The sequence below is a fragment of the Stenotrophomonas mexicanensis genome (assembly GCF_032911605.1).
Lineage (GTDB): Bacteria > Pseudomonadota > Gammaproteobacteria > Xanthomonadales > Xanthomonadaceae > Stenotrophomonas > Stenotrophomonas maltophilia_A.
This window is the reverse complement of the sequence record NZ_JAWJTG010000011.1, coordinates 45,054-64,317: the sequence shown is the minus strand read 5'-3', so window position 1 is coordinate 64,317 and position 19,264 is coordinate 45,054. Positions and strand designations below refer to the sequence as shown.

Annotated in this window: 18 protein-coding genes and 1 other RNA gene; 7 read left to right on the top strand and 12 right to left on the bottom strand. The window is 67.4% G+C overall.

The window, feature by feature from the left end; translation table 11 throughout:
* Positions 1-39: 39 nt before the first annotated feature.
* Genes murG through mraZ form a run of 9 tightly spaced genes read right to left on the bottom strand, consistent with a single transcriptional unit; the run spans position 40 to position 9,950 of the window.
* Positions 40-1,128 (bottom strand): undecaprenyldiphospho-muramoylpentapeptide beta-N-acetylglucosaminyltransferase, encoded by a 1,089-nt coding sequence (murG, locus tag R1L06_RS07125; RefSeq protein WP_317217297.1) that lies wholly within the window; start codon positions 1,126-1,128, stop codon positions 40-42.
* Entirely contained in the window at positions 1,125-2,447 is a 1,323-nt protein-coding gene (ftsW, locus tag R1L06_RS07120; protein WP_049399807.1) for a putative lipid II flippase FtsW, read from the bottom strand. The genes murG and ftsW overlap by 4 nt, the downstream gene beginning before the upstream one ends.
* 1 nt (position 2,448) lies before the next feature.
* Positions 2,449-3,534, bottom strand: coding sequence for a phospho-N-acetylmuramoyl-pentapeptide-transferase (mraY, locus tag R1L06_RS07115; RefSeq protein ID WP_010481929.1), 1,086 nt, complete (start codon positions 3,532-3,534; stop codon positions 2,449-2,451).
* The gene (locus tag R1L06_RS07110) at positions 3,524-4,918 is read right to left on the bottom strand and encodes a UDP-N-acetylmuramoyl-tripeptide--D-alanyl-D-alanine ligase (RefSeq protein WP_317217296.1); all 1,395 of its coding nucleotides are present in this window, start codon (positions 4,916-4,918) and stop codon (positions 3,524-3,526) included. Before R1L06_RS07110 ends, mraY begins: the two co-directional genes overlap by 11 nt.
* Entirely contained in the window at positions 4,915-6,423 is a 1,509-nt protein-coding gene (locus R1L06_RS07105; protein WP_317217295.1) for a UDP-N-acetylmuramoyl-L-alanyl-D-glutamate--2,6-diaminopimelate ligase, read from the bottom strand. Before R1L06_RS07105 ends, R1L06_RS07110 begins: the two co-directional genes overlap by 4 nt.
* Complete coding sequence (locus R1L06_RS07100; RefSeq protein WP_099590097.1) at positions 6,420-8,264, bottom strand: peptidoglycan D,D-transpeptidase FtsI family protein; 1,845 nt, start codon at positions 8,262-8,264, stop codon at positions 6,420-6,422. Before R1L06_RS07100 ends, R1L06_RS07105 begins: the two co-directional genes overlap by 4 nt.
* A complete protein-coding gene (gene ftsL / locus R1L06_RS07095) occupies positions 8,261-8,524 on the bottom strand; it encodes a cell division protein FtsL (RefSeq protein ID WP_005412242.1) in 264 nt (87 codons plus the stop codon). The genes R1L06_RS07100 and ftsL overlap by 4 nt, the downstream gene beginning before the upstream one ends.
* Positions 8,521-9,489, bottom strand: a complete 969-nt coding sequence (rsmH, locus tag R1L06_RS07090) for a 16S rRNA (cytosine(1402)-N(4))-methyltransferase RsmH (RefSeq protein ID WP_317217294.1) — start codon at positions 9,487-9,489, stop codon at positions 8,521-8,523. The genes ftsL and rsmH overlap by 4 nt, the downstream gene beginning before the upstream one ends.
* Positions 9,490-9,503: 14 nt before the next feature.
* Positions 9,504-9,950, bottom strand: coding sequence for a division/cell wall cluster transcriptional repressor MraZ (gene mraZ, locus R1L06_RS07085; protein WP_004143635.1), 447 nt, complete (start codon positions 9,948-9,950; stop codon positions 9,504-9,506).
* Between the two features lie 323 nt (positions 9,951-10,273).
* Here mraZ and R1L06_RS07080 point away from each other — a divergent pair, with 323 nt between their 5' ends.
* Both R1L06_RS07080 and R1L06_RS07075 read left to right on the top strand, forming a co-directional pair.
* A complete protein-coding gene (locus tag R1L06_RS07080) occupies positions 10,274-11,062 on the top strand; it encodes an NRDE family protein (RefSeq protein WP_317217293.1) in 789 nt (262 codons plus the stop codon).
* Between the two features lie 284 nt (positions 11,063-11,346).
* Positions 11,347-11,826, top strand: a complete 480-nt coding sequence (locus R1L06_RS07075) for a DM13 domain-containing protein (protein WP_049461627.1) — start codon at positions 11,347-11,349, stop codon at positions 11,824-11,826.
* 89 nt (positions 11,827-11,915) lie between these two features.
* On the opposite strand, the gene rnpB is transcribed toward R1L06_RS07075, so the two are convergent.
* Positions 11,916-12,267: RNase P RNA component class A (gene rnpB / locus R1L06_RS07070), an RNA gene on the bottom strand.
* A 134-nt stretch (positions 12,268-12,401) separates the two neighbouring features.
* Positions 12,402-13,220, bottom strand: coding sequence for a 16S rRNA (cytidine(1402)-2'-O)-methyltransferase (gene rsmI, locus R1L06_RS07065; RefSeq protein ID WP_100437876.1), 819 nt, complete (start codon positions 13,218-13,220; stop codon positions 12,402-12,404).
* Positions 13,221-13,301: 81 nt separating this feature from the next.
* Between rsmI and R1L06_RS07060 the strand changes: the two genes are divergently transcribed.
* From R1L06_RS07060 to R1L06_RS07045, 4 genes are all read left to right on the top strand, one after another.
* Entirely contained in the window at positions 13,302-15,023 is a 1,722-nt protein-coding gene (locus R1L06_RS07060) for a penicillin-binding protein activator (RefSeq protein ID WP_317217292.1), read from the top strand.
* Positions 15,013-15,381, top strand: coding sequence for a YraN family protein (locus R1L06_RS07055; RefSeq protein WP_170272468.1), 369 nt, complete (start codon positions 15,013-15,015; stop codon positions 15,379-15,381). Before R1L06_RS07060 ends, R1L06_RS07055 begins: the two co-directional genes overlap by 11 nt.
* A gap of 110 nt (positions 15,382-15,491) precedes the next feature.
* The gene (locus R1L06_RS07050; RefSeq protein ID WP_317217291.1) at positions 15,492-16,136 is read left to right on the top strand and encodes a metal-dependent hydrolase; all 645 of its coding nucleotides are present in this window, start codon (positions 15,492-15,494) and stop codon (positions 16,134-16,136) included.
* Positions 16,133-17,518, top strand: a complete 1,386-nt coding sequence (locus R1L06_RS07045) for an FAD-binding oxidoreductase (protein ID WP_317217290.1) — start codon at positions 16,133-16,135, stop codon at positions 17,516-17,518. Before R1L06_RS07050 ends, R1L06_RS07045 begins: the two co-directional genes overlap by 4 nt.
* Positions 17,519-17,670: 152 nt before the next feature.
* On the opposite strand, the gene R1L06_RS07040 is transcribed toward R1L06_RS07045, so the two are convergent.
* Positions 17,671-18,357 (bottom strand): winged helix-turn-helix domain-containing protein, encoded by a 687-nt coding sequence (locus R1L06_RS07040; RefSeq protein ID WP_317217289.1) that lies wholly within the window; start codon positions 18,355-18,357, stop codon positions 17,671-17,673.
* Positions 18,358-18,403: 46 nt separating this feature from the next.
* Here R1L06_RS07040 and R1L06_RS07035 point away from each other — a divergent pair, with 46 nt between their 5' ends.
* Positions 18,404-19,207, top strand: coding sequence for a porin family protein (locus R1L06_RS07035; protein WP_317217288.1), 804 nt, complete (start codon positions 18,404-18,406; stop codon positions 19,205-19,207).
* Positions 19,208-19,264 lie beyond the last annotated feature (57 nt).

Below are 19,264 nucleotides of genomic sequence, written 5' to 3'. Positions count from 1 at the left end.
CGCGGCCTCGCGCAGGGCAGGCGCGGTGGCATGCCTTCTTCATACAGCTTCCTCAAGAATGATATCGGCGATGCGCTCGGCGGCATCGACCTTGGCCAGGGCACGCGCGGCTTGCGCCATCTGCATGCGGCGGGCGGGATTTTCGGACAGATCGCGCAGCAGTGCGGCAATGCCGTCAGCCAGCGTTCCGTCCTGCTTCAGCAAAACCGCCGCGCCGCGCTCGACCAGGTACTCCGCGTTGCGGGTCTGGTGATCGTCGACGGCGGCGGGGAATGGCACCAGCACGCTGCCGACGCCGACCGCGCACAGCTCGGCCAGAGTGGAAGCGCCGGCACGGCACACCACCAGATCGGCCCAGGCAAAGGCCTCGGCCATGTCGGCGATGAACGGCGTGATTTCAGCCTGCACGCCGGCCTTGGCATACGCCTCGACCGCTTCGGCATGCAGCTTCTCGCCGCTCTGGTGGCGAACCTGCACCGGCACACTCGTGCCCAGCGCAGCAATCGCCTGCGGCACGCCGGTGTTGAGCGCACGCGCGCCCTGGCTGCCACCGACCACCAGCACGCGCAGCGGACCCTGGCGGTCGGCGAAGCGCTGTTCCGGCGGTGCGATGGCGGCAATTTCCGCACGTACCGGGTTGCCGACGAACTCTTCGCCCTTGGCGAAGGTGCCCGGGAAGCCGGTCAGCAGCCGGCGCGCATAGCGCGACAGGATGCGGTTGGTCATGCCGGGAGCGCGATTCTGCTCGTGCACCAGCAGCGGCAGGCCGTGCAGGCGTGTGGCGATGCCCCCCGGGCCGGACGCGAAACCACCGAAGGCGACCACCGCACGCGGCTGGCGCTTGCGGATGATCATGCCGGCGGCACGCAGCGCGCGCATCAGCCGCCACGGCGCGCCCAGCAGGGCCAGCTTGCCTTTGCCGCGCAGGCCGGTGATGGCCAGGGTGTCGATCGGAATGTCGTGCTGCGGCACCAGGCGGGTTTCCATCGCACCATCGGCGCCCATCCAGGTGACCGGCACGCCGCGCGCGCGCAGCACGCGGGCCACGGCCAGGCCGGGGAAGATGTGACCGCCGGTGCCACCGGCCAGGATCATCACCGGGCGCACGTTATCGGTGGCTGCGCTCATGACAGCCTCCCGAAGGTCGGTTCGATGCGCGACTGCAGGCGGCTGGTACCGCGTGCGGCGTTCGCTGCAGCGGCAGCCGTCGGCTCGGCGCTCATCGGCACGCTGGCCGCAGCCGGTGCGGCCGGCGCGTCCACGGGTGCATCGGCCACGGCCTCGTCGCCACCACCGATGCGCACGGCCTGGCGACGCTCGGCGCGCTTGAGTTCATAGGAGACGCGCAGCAGCAGGCCCATCGCCACGCAGGTCATCAGCACCGACGAACCGCCGGAGGAGATCAGCGGCAGGGTCAGGCCCTTGGTCGGCAGGATGCCCAGGTTCACGCCGATCGAAACGAAGGTCTGCATGCTGATCCACAGGCCGATGCCGAAGGCGATGTAGCCGGAGAAGTGGCGCTTCATTTCCACGCAGCGCATGCCCAGCCAGAACGTGCGGCCGACCAGCAGCGCGTACAGGGCCACGATCACGCAGGTGCCGAGGAAGCCGAACTCCTCCGCGGTGACCGAGAAGATGAAGTCGGTATGTGCTTCCGGCAGGTAGTACAGCTTCTGCACCGAGTTGCCCAGGCCAACGCCGGTCCACTCGCCGCGGCCCACGGCCATCAGCGCGTTGGACAGCTGGTAGCCGTCGCCCTGCTGGTCGGCCCACGGGTCGAGGAAGGAGGTGATGCGGCGCATGCGGTACGGCTCGATGATCGCCAGCGCGCTCATGCCGACCAGGCCGATGATCACCGGCATCGACATGCGCGGCATGTTCACACCGCCCAGCACCAGCATGCCGGCGGTGATCGCCAGCAGCAGGGTCGAGGAACCGAAGTCCGGCTGCAGCAGCAGCAACAGCACCAGCGCACCGGCCACGCCCAGTGGCTTGAGCATCGCCGGCCAGGTCGCGTTGACCTCGTCGCGGAAGCGCACCAGGTAGCTGGACAGCCAGACGATATAGAGCACCTTCACCGCTTCCACCGTCTGGAACTTGGAGATGCCCAGATTGATCCAGCGGCGTGCGCCGTTGACCGTGCTGCCCAGACCCGGCGCGAACACCGCCAGCAGCAGCACGAAGCAGCCCAGCAGCAGCATCTGGTTGTACTGCTCGATGGACTTCAGTTCAGTGCGGGCGGCAACGACCGCCAGCACGATACCCACCGCCAGGAAGATCAGGTGGCGGTTGAGGTAGTAGAACGGGCTGCTCATCAGAGCGATCGAGCTGGACGCCACCATCACCACGCCGATGCCCGTGAGCGCGATGATCGCGCCCAGCAGCCACTTGTCGTAGCTGCCTTCGATGGCCTCAAGGCGTGTTGCCTGGCGGGACAGGTCGTTCATCTCAGCGCACCTTCAACGTGGCCAGGCCGATCAGCACGAGCACGACCGAGATGATCCAGAAGCGCACGATCACGCGCGGCTCCGGCCAACCCTTCAGTTCGAAGTGGTGGTGGATCGGCGCCATGCGGAACACGCGCTTGCCGGTCAGCTTGAACGAGGCGACCTGGATCATCACCGACAGCGTTTCGATGACGAACACGCCGCCCATGATCACCAGCACCAGCTCCTGACGGGTGATCACTGCGATCGTACCCAGCACCGCACCCAGCGCCAGCGCGCCGATGTCGCCCATGAACACCATGGCCGGATAGGTGTTGAACCACAGGAACCCCAGGCCCGCACCGGCGATGGCCGCGCAGATGATGACCAGCTCGCCGGCGCCCGGGATCTGCGGGATCTGCAGGTAGTTGGCGAACACCACGTTGCCCGAGGCGTAGGCGAACACGCCCAGTGCGCAGGCCACCAGCACGGTCGGCATGATCGCCAGGCCGTCCAGGCCGTCGGTCAGGTTCACCGCGTTGGAGAAGCCGACGATCCAGAAGTAGGCGATGGCCACGAATCCGATGCCGGCCAGCGGCAGCGCGATCGACTTGAACATCGGGATGTAGAAGGTCAGCGCTGCCGGCACGTCGGCCGTGTAGAACAGGAACAGGCCCGCGGCCAGGCCGAAGATCGACTGCAGCAGGTACTTCCAGCGCGACTTCAGGCCGTTCGGGTCGCGGCGGACGATCTTGATCCAGTCGTCATACCAGCCGATGGCGCCGAAGCACAGCATCACCGCCAGCACCAGCCACACGTAGCGGTTGCGCAGGTCGGCCCACATCAGCACCGACAGGGTGATGGTGAGCAGGATCAGCGAACCGCCCATGGTCGGCGTACCGGCCTTGGAGAAATGGGTCTGCGGACCGTCCTTGCGGATCGGCTGGCCGCCCTTGAACTGGGCAAGCTTGCGGATCATCGCCGGGCCGAGCCACAGCGACAGGAACAGGGCCGTCAACGCGGCAAGGATGGCGCGGAACGTCTGGTAGTTGAACAGCCCGAACAGGCTCTCCAACTGCTGCAACCATCGAGCCAGTTCATACAACATGCGGGGATTCCTCTCCTTGCGCCAGCAGCGCTTTGACAATCGTGTCCATGGCGCTGCCACGGGAACCCTTGACCAGGCAGCGCACGCCGGCGTGCAGCTCGTCCTTCAGCGCCTGCGACAGCGCGTCATGGGTGGCGAAATGACGGCCGCCTTCACCGAAGGCGGTGGCGGCAGCGGCGCTGAGCGGGCCCAGCGCATACAGGCGCTTGAGGCCAGCAGCGCGCGCGCGGAGCCCTGCCTGCGCGTGCAGCGCTTCGGCGTCCGGACCCAGCTCGCGCATGTCGCCCAGCACCAGCCAACCCTCTTCCGGTGCGGCGGCAAGGGCGTCGATGGCCGCGGCCAGCGAACCGGGGTTGGCGTTGTAGCTGTCGTCCACCAGCACCGCGCCGTTGCGCAGCTGATGGGCGATCTGGCGGCCCGGTACCGGCTGTGCTTCGGCCAGGCCGGCCGCGATCAGCGCCAGATCGACACCGGCGGCCAGCGCCAGGCTGGCAGCGGCCAGCGCATTGCTGACGTTGTGGCGACCCGGCAGGCCCAGCACCACGCGGGCTTCGCCGCCCGGTGCGACCAGGGTGAACTGGCTGCCCTGCGCGCCGGCGCGGATGTCGCGCGCGGTGATGTCCGCGGTGTGCTCCAGGCCATAGCGCAGTACGCGGCAGCGCGGCGGGGTGCCGACGAAGTGCTGTTCGAACCAGCGGCCGTAGGCATCGTCGACGTTGATCACGGCCACGCCATCGGCCGGCAGCGCGGCATAGATCGCGCCCTTGGTCACTGCCACGCCGAGCAGGCTGCCCATGCGTTCCAGGTGCGCCGGGGCGATGTTGTTGACCAGCGCATAGCGCGGGCGGGCGATGTCGGTCAGGTAGGCGATGTCACCCGGCTTGCCCGCGCCCATCTCGTAGACCGCGTAGTCGGCATCTTCCGGGGCATCGATCACTGCCAGCGGCAGGCCGATCTCGTTGTTGCGGTTGCCCGGGTTGGCGTAGACCACCTTGTGCGCATGACGGGCCACCTGCTGCAGGATCGACAGCAGCAGGCTCTTCACGCTGGTCTTGCCATTGCTGCCGGTGATCGCGAACACCTCGGTACCGCGGTCGCGCTGCATGCCGGTGGCGATCTTCGCCAGCGCCAGTTCGCTGTCGGCCACCAGCACCTGCGGCAGTTCGATCGGCAGCAGGCGCTCGACCAGCAGCGCGCTGGCGCCGCGCGCTTGTGCGTCGGCGGCGAAGTCATGCCCGTCGAAACGCTCACCGCGCAGCGCCACATACAGGCTGCCCGGGCCGAGGCTGCGGGTGTCATTGCTGACCGCATCGATGGCCACGTCGTCGCCGTGGATCTCGCCGCCGGCCCAGTGTGCGATCAGCGAAAGCAGGGTGCGCTTCATGCGGCGCCCTCCCCGGCCTGGGCCGCCAGGACACCGGCCTTGGCCGCCAGTGCAGCGGCAGCCACTTCGGTGTCGTCGAAGTCATGGCGCACGCCATTCACTTCCTGGTACGGCTCGTGGCCCTTGCCGGCAATCAGGATGATGTCTCCGGCACCGGCACGCTTCACCGCCAGGCCGATCGCACGCGCGCGGCTGCGCTGCACGGTCACGGCGGAGGCATCGGTGAATCCGGCCAGGATGTCGGCCACGATCACGTCGCCATCTTCGCCACGCGGGTTGTCGTCAGTGACGATGACCTGGTTGGCCAGACGCTCGGCGATGGCGGCCATCTGCGGGCGCTTGCCGGTATCACGCTCGCCACCGCAGCCGAACACGCAGAACAGCGTGCCCTGCAGGTGGCCGTGCAGGCTGTCCAGCGCCTGTTCCAGTGCGTCCGGGGTATGTGCGTAATCGACCACCACGGTCGGCAGGCCGTCTTCGCCGCCCAGGCGGTTCATGCGGCCACGGATCGGCTGCAGCGCCGACAACACCTCGGCAATGCGCGGCAGCGGCTGACCCTGCGCGTGCAGGGTGCCGGCCACGGCCAGCAGGTTGTCCACGTTGAAGCGGCCCAGCAGCGGCGACTGCACCGCCGCGCGCTGGCCGTCGATGACCAGTTCGAAGGCAATGCCACGGCCGTCCAGCTGCAGCGCCTCGGCGCGCACGCTGGCATCGGTGGCACCGCGCGAGCTCAGGCCGATCGGTTGCACGCCCGCCGGGAGGCCGGCGAACAGCTGGCGACCGAACGCGTCGTCAAGATTGATCACCGCGGCCTTCAGTCCCGGGCGATGGAACAGCCGTGCCTTGGCCGCGCCGTAGCTGGCCATGTCGCCGTGGTAGTCCAGATGGTCGCGGGTGAGATTGGTAAACACCGCCACGTCGTAGTGCACCGCATCCACGCGGCCCTGGTCCAGCGCGTGCGAGCTGACTTCCATCGCTACCGCTCGCGCACCGGCATCACGCAGCTGCGCCAGCAGCGCATGCATCTGCAGCACCAGCGGCGTAGTGAAACCGGTCGGCTCAACCGAACCATAAAGTCCGGCGCCCAACGTGCCGATACTGCCACTGGGCGTTCCGAGCAGGTGCCAGGCCTGGGCCAGCAGCTGCACGGTGGAGGTCTTGCCGTTGGTGCCGGTCACGCCCACCATCGCCATCGCCCGCGACGGTGCGCCATGGAACTGGTCGGCCATCGCACCCATGCGCGCGCGCAGGCCCGGCACAGCGATCGCATCGTCCGGTGCCGGCAGTTCGACCGGCGCCGGCGGTTCGAACAGGATGGCGCCAGCGCCGGCCGCACGGGCCTGCTCGACAAAGCCCAGGCCATGCGCGCCGAAACCGGCGATGGCGACGAAGGCATTGCCGGGGCGCACGGCGCGGCTGTCCAGCACCAGGCCGGTCAGAACGGGATCGTGGCCCGCCAGGGCCACATCCGGAAGCAACTGCGAAAGCAACATCGAAGGACTCATTGCGTGCCTCCCGTAGCGGGCGGCGTCTGGGCTTGCGCGCTGGGCAGCGCAGCGTCGAATTCAGCGGCGGCATCCACCGGCAGCGCGGCCTCGGCCGGCGGCGCGGGCAGGATCGAGGCCGAATGGCCGACCTTGCCGGACTGCTGTGCGGCCAGCCACGACTGCAGGTCGTCCAGCGGCACGTCCATCAGGCGCAGGGTGCCTTCCATCACGTTGTGGTAGACCGGCGCCGACACCAGGCCACCGTAGAACTTGCCGGCCTGCGGGTCGTTGATGACGATGACGGTGGCGAAGCGCGGATTGGTGGCCGGCACCACGCCAGCGAACAGCGCGTTGTAATGGCCGCGCTCGTAACCACCCGGGCCGGTCTTGCGCGCGGTACCGGTCTTGCCGGCCACGCGGTAACCCAGCACCGCCGCCTGCTTGGCGCCGCCTTGGGTAACAACCGTTTCCATCATCGCCACCACCTGCCTGGCGACGCTCTCATCGATGATCTGATGCGCTTCGTTGCGCTGGCCTTTGACAAAGGTCGGCGCTATCAATTTGCCGCCATTGGCCAGCGCCGAATAGGCGGTGGCGATCTGCAGCGGGGTCACATTCAGGCCGTAGCCGTAGGACATGGTGGTCTTGGTGGCACCGTCCCAGTTGGCCGGGCGCCGCACCACACCACCGGATTCACCCGGGAAGCCGCTGTGCGGCACCGAGCCATAGCCGAAGCGGCGCACGCCGTCATAGAACACCTGGTCCGGCATCTTCGCCGCGACCTTGGCCGCGCCGATGTTGGAACTGCGGGTGATCACACCAGTCACGTTCAATACGCCGTTGTTGCGCGGCACGTCGCGGATGGTGAAGCGCGCCACCTGCATGTAGCCCGGATTGGTGTCGATGACGGTGTCCTTGGTCACCGCACCTGCCTGCAATGCGGTGGCGATGGTCAGCGGCTTCATCGTCGAACCCGGCTCGACCAGGTCGGTCACCGCGCGGTTGCGGCGGGTGTCCGGAGCCGCGCCGCCCACCGAGTTCGGGTTGTAGGTCGGCAGGTTGACCATGGCCAGGATCTCGCCGGTGGTCACATCCATGATCACCATCGAACCGCCGGCCGCCTTGTTGGCCACCAGCGCGTTGCGCAGTTCCTTGAACGCCAGGTACTGGATGCGGCGGTCGATGCTGAGGGTCAGGTCCTTGCCCGGTTCGGCGGCGCGCAGCAGATCGCTCTCGACGGTCTCGCCCTTGCGGTTGCGGATCACCCGCTTGGCGCCGGCCTTGCCACGCAACCATTCGTCGAACGCCAGCTCCAGGCCTTCCTGGCCGCGGTCGTCGATGTTGGTGAAGCCCAGCACGTGCGCCATCGCCTCACCCTGCGGGTAGAAGCGGCGGAACTCGCGCTGCGCGGCCACGCCTGGAATCTTCAGCGCGACCACCTTCTCTGCCTCGTCCGGATTGATCCGGCGGCGCAGGTACATGAATTCCTTGTCCGACTTCTGCGACAGTCGGCTGCTCAGCTCATCCACCGACATGCCGACCGCCTGGGCCAGCTCGGGAATCCGCTCGGGCGAACGCAGCAGGTCCTGCGGGTTGACCCAGATCGAAGCGACCGGGGTCGACACCGCCAGCGGCTCGCCGTTGCGGTCGGTGATCATGCCGCGCGAGGTCTTGATCGGCAGCTCGCGCAGGTAGCGGGCCTCACCCTGGCGCTGGTAGAAGTCGCTGTTGATGATCTGCACGTAGGCCGCGCGGCCGACCAGCGACACCGAGCACAGGCCGAGCGCCAGGGCAACCCAACGCAGGCGCTGGCGCAGGTTGAAGGCGTTGCGCGGGCGGTTGCGGCCGGTCTTGCTCATGGGCGCACCACCACGATGTCGGCGGCCTCGGGGAACTTCATGCCGAGCTTCTCGCGGGCGATGCGATCCACACGGTTGGCTTCGGCCAGGGTGGCCTGTTCCAGCTGCAGGCGGCCGAATTCCAGATTGATGTCATCGCGCTTGCGCTCAGCGCGCGACAGCTCGATGAACGTCTGCCGGTGACGGTGACGCACGAACACGACGCCGATCGCCGAGGCCACGGTCGAGGCCAACAGGATGATCAGCAGCAGCCGGCTCATGCATCAGCCTCCCGCTTCTGGGCCACGCGCAGCACGGCGCTGCGGGCACGCGGGTTGGCCGCCAGTTCTTCGTCGGCGGCCTTGATGGCACCGCCGATCAGATCCAGCGTCGGTACGAACACCTCCGCCTCGGGCAGGCGGCGGTTGGCCGGCGGCGCCTTGGCCAGGCGGTTCATGTACTGCTTGACGATGCGGTCTTCCAGCGAGTGGAAGCTGATGATCGCCAGGCGGCCGCCGGGCTTCAGCCGTTCCACGGCCGCATCAAGCCCGGCTTCCAGGTCGGCCAGCTCGCGGTTGATGTGGATGCGGATGGCCTGGAAGCTGCGCGTGGCCGGGTGGATCTTGTCTTTTCCGCGCGGCATCACCGAGGCGATCAACTCGGCCAGTTCGGCGGTACGGGAGAACGGCTGCTTCTCGCGGCGGGCCACGATGGCGCGCGCGATACGGCGGCTCTGGCGCTCTTCGCCGTAGGTCCACAGCACATCGGCAATCTCGCGCTCTTCAACGCGGTTGATCCATTGTGCGGCGCTTTCACCGTTGTCCGGATCCATGCGCATGTCCAGCGGGCCGTCCTTGCCGAAGCTGAAGCCACGTTCGGCCACGTCCAGCTGCGGCGACGACACGCCCAGGTCGAACAGGACGCCGTCCAGGCCTTCAGCCGTCGCATCCCACTGCAGCAGCTGGGCGAAGCTGCCACGGAAGATGGACACGCGCGGGTCCGGCGCGAAATCGCGCTCGGCTACGGCGATGGCTTCCGGATCCTTGTCCATGACCAGCAGGCGCCCCTCGGGACCGAGCTGGGTGAGCACGCCACGTGCATGACCGCCACGACCGAACGTGCCATCCAGATAACGTCCGTTTTCGATCACCCTCAGGCCTTCAAGGACCTGGGTGTACAGGACCGGCAGGTGCACCGCCGGCGACTGCGACACCGGAAGGTGACCGGCCTGCGCTTCTGGGCGCATCCGGGCACCCCGGCTCACAACTTCAGGTCGAGCAACCCATCACCCAGATCCTCGTCAGACAATGTCTGCTGGATCAGGGCCCGATGCGCCTGCTCGCTCCACAATTCGAACTTGTCGCCCATACCGAGCAATACCGCCTTCTTCTCAATGCCCACCGCACCGCGGTGGCTGGCGGGGATGCTGATGCGACCGTTGCCGTCCAGCTCAAGATGGGCGGCCGAGCCGACCAGCTTCTGCTGCAACAGGCGCACGACGCGCTGGGTGTTGGGCTTGGACATCACGTCGTCGCGGACCCGCTCCCATTCCGACTCTGCATACAGCCACAGGCAGCCGGCTTCGAACGGGTTGTAGGTCAGCACGAGACGGTTGTTGCTGGCGCGCGCGACGAGGTCGCGGTAAGCGGTGGGAACCGCCATGCGCCCTTTATCGTCAACTGTGATGGCCGTCTCGCCCTGGAACACGACGCGTGCACCTATCCTTCGCCCGGTGAAACATTGAACCACGAAAACCCACAAAACACCCGGATTTCCCTCTGATGCCCACCTTAGCAGCGGCCGAAGGGTTGTCAACAACTTTTCAGCGGGGAAATCGCCAGCCACATCAATGGCTTGCAACAACCTTTAGAGAATTGTTCAAGGCTTATCCACAAGTTGCTGATCCGTCTCAATTTTTGAGATTGAACGGAAGTTCAGGGCTGTGGACAGCGCGTGAAACATCGGCCGCGCATTCATCCAAAACGGGCCGGAAGCGGCGCCAGACTGCGCAAACCGTGCACAATGCGGCCATGTGCCTGCTCGCTCTTGGCTGGATGCACCACCCGCGCTGGCGGCTGGTGATGACCGGCAACCGTGATGAGTTCCACGCCCGCCCGACGGCGGCGCTGGCCCCCTGGCAAGATGAGACCTCCGTCATCGGGGGGCGCGACCTGCGCTCCGGCGGCGGCTGGGCGGGCGTCGGTGCCGCAGGCCGGATGGCGGTGGTCACCAATGTGCGTGATCCGCTGGCCTCCCAGACCGGTCCTTCACGGGGCGCGCTGGTGGCCGACTTCCTGCGCGGCCGCGACCCGGCCGCCGTGCATATCGACCGGTTGGCAACGGTGGCCGGCGCCTACGCGCCGTTCAACCTGTTGCTGGCCGACGGCCACAGCCTGGAGTTTCTGGGCAACCACCCCGCCGAGCGGCAGAGCCTGGGCCCGGGCGTGCATGGCATGTCCAACGGTGCGCTGGACGCGCCCTGGCCGAAGACCCGGCGGCTGATGGCGGCCCTTGAAGCCTGGCTGCAGGAAGACCGGGTCAGATCCCTTTCGCAAAGCGAAAAGGATCTGACCCCGGACCTGACCCCGCTCTGGGCCGCCCTGGCCGACGAACATCGCCCCGCCGACAGCGACCTGCCCGACACCGGCATCGGCCTGGAACGCGAGCGCTGGCTGAGCCCGGCGTTCATCCGCGGCGACGACTACGGCACCCGCGCCAGCACCGTGCTGCTGATCGACGCCGATGGCCACGGCCAGATCCACGAGCGCCGCTTCGGCCCACAGGGCGTAGCCAACGGACAGAGTCACGTCATTTTCTGACCGGGTCGTGCCGGCCGCTGGCCGGCAACCTCCGGATCTTCGGGCAGGCCACGCCGCTGCCGGCCAGCGGCCGGCACGACCCGTCACTGCGATCCAAGGCTGCCAACGTCATTCAGCTTCCCGACGCAGCGCCTTTCCGCCCGCGCCACAGGGCCTGCGTTGCCGCAGCCACCCCACTGTGCCCTTTTTGCGCTTGGCACTGTGTCTATAAATGCCGCCCGCAACCTCCCAAGGTGGTCATGCCCGGCACCATGCCGCGCGATCCACATCCACATGGAGGCCCCATGCGCCGCACCCTCATCCTGCTCGCCACCCATCTGCTCACCCTCGGCCTCGGCTTCGGCCTGGGCGTCTACTTCCTGCCGATCCTGATCGCTCCTGATGATCCGCCGGCGGCACAGGTGCAGGCCGCCATGAACGACGCCACCCATCACACCACGTTCCGCCGCGACCTCAAGGGCAGCGACGCGGTGCACTGGGCGGAAGGCAAAGTCAGCGTCAGCGCACGCCAGGTGGCCTTCGACGGCAAGATGGGACCCGGCCCGGACTACAAGGTCTACCTGGTCCGCGATTTCGTCGACAACAAAGCGGACTTCCTGAAGATCAAGGCGCAGGCCCGGCGCATCGGCGAGGTGAAGACCTTCAACCGTTTCCTGGTCGATGTACCCGATGACGTCAACGTGGACGACTACACCACGGTGGTGGTGTGGTGCGAGCGCTTCTCGCAGTTCATTTCGGCCGGGCAGTACCGTACGCCGGGTTGAACAACATGCCGAGCATCTGAACGGAGAGCAGCCGAGCATGGCTCGGCTCTACTGTAGAGCCGAGCCATGCTCGGCTTACCGTAAGAAAGAGGCGGAGCCGGCCGATAAGCCGGGTTCTGTCGTGGACAGTCATTCCTCTAGGCGTTACGTCACCGCAACGCTCAAGCAACCTACCCGGATCCAACGCGGGCCGCGCCAAAGGATCCCTATTTGGTCTTGCTCCAGGTGGGGTTTGCCGTGCCGGTCTGTTGCCAGACTCGCGGTGCGCTCTTACCGCACCATTTCACCCTTACCGGCCTTCCGAAGAAGACGTAGGCGGTATCTTTCTGTTGCACTTTCCGTCGGCTTGCGCCGCCCAGGCGTTACCTGGCACCTTGCCCTATGGAGCCCGGACTTTCCTCGGCACCCCCGAAGGGATGACGCGACTGTCTGGCCGGCTCCGCCAGTGCACATTCTAGCCTACGCACGCCCTTCCTGCCGTGCTGATCGCGGCGTCCGGTTCATCCATCCACGCATGGCGTGGATCTACCGATTCCGCTGCTCTGGTGGGTGCGGACCTTGGTCCGCACGATCCATCAACTCCCGTACAACGCCTTGCGCGGTGCGCCGGTCAGCTCGGCAGCCAGTTTGGCGGCAGTCGATGGCGGCAGATGCTCGCTCAGCGTGGCGTAGACGCGACGGCCATGCGCCAGTTGCGCTTCTTCGTCATCACCCGCGCCCTGCACCATCACCACGAACTCGCCCTTGCGCTGGTTCTCGTCGGCTTCCACCTTCGCCAGCAGGCCGGCCAGGTCACCATCAAGCACGGTCTCGAACAGCTTGGTCAGCTCGCGGGCCAGCACCGCCGGACGCTCGCCGCCGAAGATCGCCGCCATGTCGGCCAACGACTCGGCGATCCGGTGCGAGGATTCGTAGAAGACCATCGTGCGGACTTCACCGGCCAGCGCCTGCAGGCGGTCGCGGCGACCGCTGGCCTTGGCCGGCAGGAAGCCCTCGAAGCTGAAGCGGTCACTGGGCAGGCCGGCCACGCTCAGCGCGGCAATGGCGGCGCAGGCACCGGGAATCGGGCTGACCTTGATGCCGGCTGCACGCGCGGCACGCACCAGGCGGAAACCAGGATCGCTGACCAGCGGGGTGCCGGCATCACTGACCAGCGCCAGCGATTCACCGGCCTGCAGGCGCGAGACCAGGCGCTGGGCCAGGGCCTCTTCATTGTGTTCGTGCAGGGCCACCAACGGCTGCTGGATGCCGAAATGGGACAGCAGCTGGCCACTGCGGCGGGTGTCTTCGGCACAGATGGCCGCCACCGACCGCAGCACCTCCTGCGCGCGCGGGCTCAGATCGGCCAGGTTGCCGATCGGGGTGGCGACGACGTACAGGGTTGGGACACTCATTTCAGCGGTACTCACGGGGCAAGGGTAGAATCGTAGCGTGTACCCGGCCAAGGCCGCTGCCCTCATCGCATGGACCCGATCATGAACAAGCCCGCCGCACGGATCTCCGCCCTGTCGTTGTCGCTGATGCTGCTGGCCGGCTGTGCCACCACCAGCCTGACCAGTGCACCCGAATCGCCGGCCCAGAGCCAGGCGCTGGCGCTGATCGAACAGGGCAAGCCACGCGACGCCGCACTGCAGCTGGAAGCCTTGGCCGCCACCCTGCGCGGCGGTGCCCGCAGCAACGCGCTGGCCGACGCGGCCTGGGCCTGGCACCTGGCTGGCGACAGCGCGCGTGCGCGCAGCCTGCTGGGTCAGCTCACCGCCCGCCAGCTATCCGGCGCCAGCCTGCAGCGCTACCAGCTGACCGGTGCCGAGCTGGCCCTGGCCGACAAGCAGCCGGCGCAGGCACTAGCACTGCTGAAGGAACAGGGCGACAACATCCTGCCGGCGCTGCGCACGCGCTGGTACCTGGCCCGTGCCAGTGCCCTGCAGGGCACCGGCGATGCCTTCGGCGCCGCCACCGAACGTGCACGCGCCCATGCCAGCCTGACCGGCAGTGCGCGCAGCGAGAACCAGGCCGCCATCTCCGGCCTGCTCGGTACCCTCGACGACGCCACTTTGCGCAGCCGTGCCGCTGCCCTGCCGGCCAACGATCCGCTGTACAACTTCGCCGGCCGTGCGCTGATCGCCCGCGGCCTGCCGCTGCCGCGCCCGTTCGACCGCGATGGCGCCGCTCAGTTCGACACCAGCAAGCGGCCGCCGGCGATGAGCGACGGTTACCGGCCGCCGGCCAAGCTGGCCGTGCTGCTGCCGCTCAGCGGCCGCCTGGCCACCGCCGCGCAGCCGGTGCGCGATGGCCTGTTGAGCGCCTACTACGGTGAAAGCCGCCGCCGCCCGGACATCAACTTCTTCGACACCGCCGGCACCCCGGCCGGTGCCCTCGCCGCCTACGACAAGGCCGTCGCCTCCGGTGCCGACTTCGTGGTCGGCCCGCTGGGCCGCGACGAAGTGGACGCCGTGTACGGCCGCCAGCAGCTGCAGGTGCCGGTACTGGCTCTGAACCGCGGCAAGGATGCACCGCCGGCCGGCAGCGCCGGCTTCTCGCTGGCCCCGGAAGACGACGGTATCGTCGCCGCCGAGTACCTGCGTGGCCGCGAGCGCAACCGCGCGCTGGTCATCAGCAGCAATGACGACACCGGCCGCCGTTCCGCCGCCGCCTTCGCCCAGCGCTTCGCACAGCGCGGCGGCCAGGTGGTGGCCACGGTCAATGTCAGCGAAGCCGTCGGCGATGTCGGCGCGCAGGTGCGCAATGCCGGTCAGGTCGACGCCGTGTTCCTCGCCGTGCGCGCCCCGCAGGCCCGGCTGCTGGCGCCGCAGCTTGCGCTGGCCGGTGCCGGTGGCGCGACCCGCGTCGGCACCTCGCAGCTGACCGTCGGCAGCGGCAAGGTAGAGGAAGATGTGGCGCTGGACGGCATCGTCTACCCGAACGAAGCCTGGAATGTGCGCAGCGTGTCCGGCCTGCCGTCGGCCAGCCAGGTGGCCAGCGCGCTGCCGAGCGCCCGCGGCGCCGCCGGCCGCCTGTTCGCCTTCGGCGCCGATGCCTGGAAAATCACCGCCTATCTGGACAAGCTGTCCAACGAGGGCGGCCTGGACGGTGCCACAGGCACCCTGTTCCTGGACAGCAACGGCAACATCCTGCGCCAGCCGGCATGGTCCACCTTCAATGGCGGCCGGCCGATGCCGATCGTCGGTGGTCGCTGAGCGCAGCCAACGTGGCTCGGCGGTGGAAGCCGCCGCCGAGCAGCATCTGCAACAGGCCGGACTGCAGCCGCGTGCGCGCAACGTGCGCTATCGCGGCGGTGAACTGGACCTGGTGATGGACGATGCCGGTACCGTGGTGTTCGTGGAAGTGCGTTACCGCGCACGTTCCGATTTCGGTGGCGGCGCCGCATCGGTGGATGCGCGCAAATGCCGGCGCCTGGCACATGCCGCGCAGCTGTACCTGCAGGACAACCCGGCGCTGGCCAATGCACCCTGCCGTTTTGATGTAGTCGATGCCACGGGCGAGCCGCCGCAGCTGCGATGGCTGCGTGATGCGTTCCGGCTGGATGACTGCTGATGGTTTCCGTCCGCTCTGGTAGAGGCCGACCTTGGTCGGCGCTTCTGTGCCAACCAAGGTTGGCACCTACCAGAGCGCAGCCTGGCCGGCACTACCACGGTGCGTGACTGATGCCTTCGATCATCACCCATGCCGCCGTACCGCTGGCGCTGTGGTGCGCCGCGGATCGTGGCCGCATTCCTGCGTGGCTGCTGGCTGCAGGCGTGGTCGCAGCGATGCTGCCCGATGCCGATGTGCTGGCCTTTGCACTACACATTCCCTATGCCGATGCGTTCGGACATCGCGGTGCCAGCCATTCGTTGCTGTTTGCCTGCGTGCTTGCGACATTGGCCGCAGTGTTGGCGTTCTTTGGTAGCAGCCGACCTTGGTCGGCGCCACACAGCTCCGGTAGTCGCCGACCTTGGTCGGCGGTTTCGTGCCAACCAAGGTTGGCACCTACCAAGGCAGGGCCAACGGTGGCATCTACCCTACAAGCCGCCGTGTTCGTCTTCGTCTGCGCCGCCAGCCACCCGCTGCTGGATGCGATGACCTCCGGCGGCCTCGGCGTCGCGCTGGCCTGGCCGTGGAGCGAACAGCGCTTCTTCGCACCGTGGCGACCCATCCGCGTTTCTCCGTTCGCACCGCAGTTCTTCAGCGCACGCGGCGTGGCCACCCTGCTCTCTGAACTGCGCTGGGTGTGGCTGCCGCTGGCCACCGCCGTCGTCGCCTGGAAACTGATCCAACCCGCTCCTGTTACCCCACGAGATCCGTCATGAGTCCTGCCCTGCCTGCTGCCCTGGTTGCCGAACTATCCGCCCTGCTGGGCGCGGAGGGCTGGCGCATGGATGACGGCGCGCTGGAGGCGAACGCGCAGGACAACTCATGGCGTCACCAGCGCCCGGCGGCGGTGGCGCTGCCAGCCGACATCGAACAGGTGCAGGCTTTGGTGCGGGCCTGCCGTGCGCATGGCGTGGCCCTGGTCGCACGTGGCGCTGGTACCGGCACCACCGGCGCGGCGGTGCCGCTGCCCGGTAGCATCGTGCTGTCGTTCACCCGCATGGACCGCATCGTCGAGATCCGCGCCGGTGACCGTTGCGCGGTGGTGCAGCCGGGCGTGCTCAACGGCACCCTGCAGCAGGCGCTGGCGCCGCACGGCCTGTTCTGGGCACCGGACCCTTCCAGCGCCGAGATCTGCAGCATCGGTGGCAACCTCGCCTGCAACGCCGGCGGCCCGCGCGCGGTGAAGTACGGCACCAGCCGCGACAACGTACTGGGTCTGGTGGCGGTGACCGGCACCGGCGACGTCATCCGCTGCGGCGGCGCCTACACCAAGGACGCCACCGGCTACGACCTCACCCATCTGCTGGTAGGCAGCGAAGGCACGCTGGCATTGATCGTGGAAGCCACGCTGAAACTGACCCCGCTGCCGGTCAGCCAGGCCGGCCTGCGTGTGCTGTACCGCGATGCCGATGCCGCCGCTGCGGCGGTATCACGATTGATGTCGCAGCCGGTAGTGCCGACCCGCCTGGAGTTCATGGACGCGCGCAGCCTGGAGCTGCTGCGCCTCAACGGTGCCGATGTGCCGGAGGCCGGTGCGATGCTGCTGGTCGAGGCCGATGGTGACCACGACACCCTGCCGTACCTGCTGCAGGCACTGGCCAGCGCCGCCGAGGGTGACGGCATGATCGAACTGGATGTCGCGATGGAAGGCCGTGCACGCGACCAGCTGTGGGCCGCACGCAAGGCGTTGTCGCCCGCGCTACGCAGCGTTGCGCCGGGCAAGATCAATGAAGATGTGGTGGTGCCGGTATCACGCATTCCGGAACTGGTGGCCGGCGTACAGGCCTTGGCACGCGACTACACGTTGACCATCGTCACCTTCGGCCATGCCGGCAACGGCAACCTGCACGTCAACATCCTGTACCACCCGGACGATGCCGACGAAAACGCGCGCGCGCATGCCGCGCTGCCGAAGATCTTCGAACTGACGCTGGCACTGGGCGGCACGTTGTCGGGCGAGCACGGCATTGGATTGGCCAAGCGCGATTTCATGGCCAGGGCGTTCACCCCGGAAACGCTGGCGACCATGCGCGCGATCAAGGCCGCGCTGGACCCGGATGGCATTCTCAACCCCGGCAAGGTGCTGCCGGCAGCGTGAGGTTCGACCGGCCACCGCGCATATGCGCTTCTGACCGGCATTCTTCATCACAGAGGGAACCGACTCCACACGATTCATGTCGGCGGATGTCCCCTCTCTGCCTGCATCGTGTACAGCGGTAAACCACGGTCGCTAGACGGCCACGCGCCAGCTCACTGCCAGCCGGCATGACTGAAGAAGTAGCCCTGCCCACGCACCGTCTTGATCCGGGCCGTGTCCGGTTCGGTGTCGCCCAGCTTGCGCCGCAGCCGGGAAATGCGCGCATCGATGGAGCGATCCATTCCATCGAAGCCAATGCCTCGCAATTGCTGGAACAACCAATCGCGCCCCAGAATGCGCCCCGCATTGGACGCCAGCACCGTAAGCAGATCGAACTCGGCCGTGGTCAACGCCACTGGCTTCCCGGCCAAGGTGACATTGCGTGAGGCCATGTTGATGCATAACTGGCCGAAGGCGAGCCGCCCCGGAGGCACATCGGCCTGCCGGCGGCGCAGATGCGCGCGCAGCCGCGCCATCAACAGGCGCGGCTCCACTGGCGTGGAAACATAGTCGTCCGCGCCAAGCTCAAGGGCGAGCACATGGTGCAGGTCATCGACACGCGCACTGAGGATGAACAGCAGACCCGTGTAGACAGGGCGGACCAAGCGGCACAGATCCAGACCATCCATGTCGGGCAGCCCCAGATCCAGCAGCACGACATCAGGCGGCTCGGTGGCGATGGCGTGCAGCGCGCTGGCTCCGTCCCGCAGATGCTGCAGGTCGAACCCATGGCCCTGCAGGTAACGGCTGACCACGCTGGCCAGCCGCTCATCGTCTTCCACCAGCAGCAGTCGAATCATGCGTATGCGTTCCACCTGTGAGGTGGCGGCATGCTAGTGAACGTTCATGCGCACACAGCAGTGGCAATCGCGACATTCGCCAAGCGTGTTACTGCTGCGTTCAACGTCCAGGATCGTTACAGAGCGTCTTGAAGCCGGACGCAGCAACGGTGAATTCACTAAAGAAAGCACGGCACAGCGTCTGCAGCAGGGTCACTCCCAACCACAGAGATCTCACTCCATGCGCAAAACCCTCTCCCTGCTGGCCATCATCTCCTGCATGCTGCCGACCTTGGCCAGCGCTCAATCATCTGATCGGGATGGCGCCTATGGCTTCGCCGGCATCGGTTCGTATGCGGTCACCATTCCGGCCAGCAGCAACGTCGCCCCCGAGTACCGGGATACCCGCTGGAAGAACAGCAAGCTTGGCTTCCATGCCGGGGCGGGCTACCGCATCAACGACCACTTTGCACTGGAACTGGCGGCACAGGCCCAGGGCGGCGGCAGCAAAGCCCGCACGCCGACGCAGGCGGGCGACACCCACGTCCGCAGCAGGGGCCGCGCATTGACGTTCTCGGGTCTCGGCGTGTTGCCGCTGGGTGATCGTTTCGAAATCTTCGGTCGTGCCGCCATAGGCGCCATGCGTACCTCGCTGACCGCCACCACCGTTGAGTTCGATCACAAAGCCACCTCCGGCACGCTGGCGCTGCAGTACGGGCTGGGCGCAAGCATGCGGCTGGGCGAGCGCGGCTTCGTGCGAACCGAATGGAATGTGCTGCGACCCACTGGCAAGAGCAGGTCGGCTGCGCCGTTGGCGGGCGAGCGGGTGTATGCAAGCCAAGTGAACGTGGCCTTCGGTCGCCATTTCTAAGCATTGATGCCTGCGAAGCCGGACCATGCTCGTCGGCTTCATTCATCGCGCAACAGC